The sequence below is a fragment of the Lientehia hominis genome, from assembly GCF_021044755.1.
GTDB lineage: Bacteria > Bacillota > Clostridia > Lachnospirales > Lachnospiraceae > Lientehia > Lientehia hominis.
The window spans coordinates 1-530 of record NZ_JAJNOR010000021.1 but is presented as its reverse complement, the minus strand read 5'-3'; the positions used below and the strand labels follow the sequence as shown (position 1 = coordinate 530).

Annotated in this window: 1 protein-coding gene; it reads right to left on the bottom strand. The window is 57.5% G+C overall.

Features of this window, described 5'->3' with window-relative positions; genetic code table 11:
• A partial coding sequence (locus tag LQE92_RS14400; RefSeq protein WP_231063612.1) for a formate--tetrahydrofolate ligase occupies positions 1-527 on the bottom strand: 527 nt, incomplete at its 3' end.
• Positions 528-530: the final 3 nt, after the last annotated feature.

The following is a 530-nucleotide window of genomic DNA, read 5'->3' as shown; positions in this document are numbered from 1 at the left end:
CGGAGCTGTCTGTCGTTCATGTCCACGCATCTCCTCCAGGTGATCCTCCTGGGGTCGATGTTCAGGGCATTGCCCTGATAGATATGGTTATCGAGCATGGCTGCCAGCAGGTTGTTCGCCGCTCCGATGGCGTGGAAGTCACCGGTGAAATGGAGGTTGATGTCCTCCATGGGCACTACCTGGGCGTATCCGCCGCCTGCCGCTCCGCCCTTCACGCCGAACACCGGCCCCAGGGAAGGCTCACGCAGGGCTACCATGACGTTCTTGCCGATCTTCTGGAGACCGTCTGCCAGCCCCACCGTCGTCGTCGTCTTCCCTTCCCCTGCGGGCGTAGGGTTGATGGCCGTCACCAGCACCAGCTTGCCGTCCTTCTTATCTGTCTCTTTCAACATGTTGTAATCGATCTTTGCTTTGTACTTTCCGTACTGCTCCAGGTACTTCTCATCGATCCCAGCCTTTGCCGCGATCTCCGTTACCGGAGCCATTGTGCACTCCTGTGCGATCTCGATGTCACTTTTGAATCCCATAAT